Source organism: Mesobacillus sp., assembly GCF_049588175.1.
Lineage (GTDB): Bacteria > Bacillota > Bacilli > Bacillales > Cytobacillaceae > Mesobacillus.
In genome coordinates, this window is the sequence record NZ_JBAVFI010000072.1 from 1 (window position 1) to 1,936 (window position 1,936).

3 protein-coding genes, 1 pseudogene and 1 riboswitch are annotated in these 1,936 nt (G+C 39.2%); of the genes and pseudogenes, 1 reads left to right on the forward strand and 3 read right to left on the reverse strand.

All coding sequences use genetic code 11. From position 1 onward, the window contains the following. The 3 genes and pseudogenes from WB217_RS01625 to WB217_RS01635 all read right to left on the reverse strand — a co-directional run. Window positions 1-164: pseudogene (locus tag WB217_RS01625) on the reverse strand (bifunctional diaminohydroxyphosphoribosylaminopyrimidine deaminase/5-amino-6-(5-phosphoribosylamino)uracil reductase RibD); the annotation flags it as partial. A 500-nt stretch (window positions 165-664) separates the two neighbouring features. After that, window positions 665-810, reverse strand: a riboswitch (FMN riboswitch). A gap of 59 nt (window positions 811-869) precedes the next feature. After that, the gene (locus tag WB217_RS01630) at window positions 870-1,205 is read right to left on the reverse strand and encodes a metal-sensitive transcriptional regulator (RefSeq protein ID WP_423990043.1); all 336 of its coding nucleotides are present in this window, start codon (window positions 1,203-1,205) and stop codon (window positions 870-872) included. A 234-nt stretch (window positions 1,206-1,439) separates the two neighbouring features. Beyond that, window positions 1,440-1,640: a hypothetical protein gene (locus WB217_RS01635; RefSeq protein ID WP_423407890.1), complete on the reverse strand. Its 201-nt coding sequence runs from the start codon at window positions 1,638-1,640 to the stop codon at window positions 1,440-1,442. A gap of 102 nt (window positions 1,641-1,742) precedes the next feature. Here WB217_RS01635 and WB217_RS01640 point away from each other — a divergent pair. Further along, window positions 1,743-1,936: hypothetical protein (locus tag WB217_RS01640; RefSeq protein ID WP_423990041.1), on the forward strand; the 194-nt coding region annotated here is incomplete at its 3' end.

Here is a 1,936-nt window from a genome sequence, read left to right on the forward strand (position 1 = left end):
GCATGTACCTCAGCATGAGGCTCTCCCGCCTTTAGGTGTGCCCCCATTCCTACAATCTGATTATCTTTTACCAAAACGGCTCCGACATGCGGATTAGGAGATGTTTGCCCTGTTGTTGCTTTCGCCAGGTTGATGGCTAAGGCCATGTAGTCAAGTTCGTTCATCCAAAATCCTCCTTTCTAAAATCTATTTTTGTAACCATTGTAGCTATGCATCTTTGAGGCGTCTAATGACCATTCGGGAATAAAAAACGAATTGAATGGTTCTTGGAGAGCATCCTTTTCCATTTTTTCATCCAGGTATCCAAGAGGCTTCATTGGGTACCTCTTTTTCCAATTTTTGTTCTTTCAGGTATCCAAGGGACCTTATTGGGTACCTAATTTTCCATTTTCTGTTTTTTTAGGTATCCAAGAGGCCCTATTGGTCACCACTTTTTCCATTTTCTGTTCTTTTAGGTATCCAAGAGGCCCTAAACTTCTCACTGCTCCGCTAGAGTCTTGCAATTTCCGCTCTAGTCATCTCTCTATTTATATAATTCATCTCAAACACAAAAAGAAACAAACAAAAAGACCCCGAAACATAGCGTCTCGGGGTCGAAAAAAGGCAACATTGAACTAGAGGGTATAAAAATGGGCAGATTTCACCCTATTTTTTAATCCTCGTTTTTTTCCTTCTCCCATCCAGACTTTAACTGTCGGCCCTGGAGTTTCACCAGATCCACCGTTTAACAAATGTTAACCGGGTCACGGACTAAGAAGCATCAGCTTCATCACCGCCGGTTGGGAATTTCACCCGACCCCGAAGGAATATTTAATTTTTACAGTCATTATACAGTACAAAAATTCAAATTACGAATAAATAACATTTAGCTATTTTTTCATCAATTTCTCGATCGTCGTCAGTAACTCATCAATGACTTCATTGTCGCCTTCCTGGATGCGCTCGACAATACAGGATTTCATATGGCCTTCCAGAAGGAGCTTAGCAACACTGTTCAGTGCTGCTTGAGTGGCGGATATTTGTGTGATCACATCATCACAATAAGTATCTTTTTCAATCAGGCCCTTTATTCCGCGAATCTGTCCTTCGATCCGATTCAATCTGGTGACAAGGTTCTTTTTTGTTTTATCTGAGTGATGGCTTTTCCGCTCAGAAGAACAGCAGCTGTCCTCACATTCAGATGGGTCCACTCCTGTTTCAAGGATATCCAATCGAAAACCCCCTTTTTTCTTATATCTTTAATTTTATCATACCCCCATACAGTACTTCTCATAAAATCTCATTTACATAAAAATCTATTTTAAATCGAAATTTTCACAAACTATTTGGCTTCCTTGAAAGGATTTCTAACTATGGCGGCCGAACTTGATTAAGTAGTTTTTAAGTACAGGGAAAATAGCATTGCACAAAAAAATAAACACTCCTGTATAGGAGTGTTACTATATCTGACTGTTCTCTTGTTCAGTCTGAGTAGACTGCATAAGTTCTCTGGAAATGCCTGCTGCAAATAGACACCCCAGCAGCAGGGCCAAAGAACCGTACAGAGGATCGGTGACCTTTGAAAAAATTAAATGGACATAGAAGTAAAATCCTGTTCCGATGGCTACAATGAGTAAGACATTCCACATGAATCGGTTCATTTTTTTCCCTCCTAAACCTTATATTAATGAAAAGATTATCATAGACTTTACTAGTTGTTTATTGGGAAAATTCTTGTCGAAATACTGGGTTTCTATCCGCCAATGAAAGGAATGAAAGATGAGTTGAGACAGAAAACAGCACTATTTATCGTTATTTTATCTATTACAATATTGCCATTAATCGCTTATTTCAAACCTGAAGAACCGCCAGCACAAGCATTCGAAACTAGCGGCGAATTGTCGAAAGAAATCAATGAGATTTTAAATGATGAGCCAGAAATCAAAGAATCATTGGC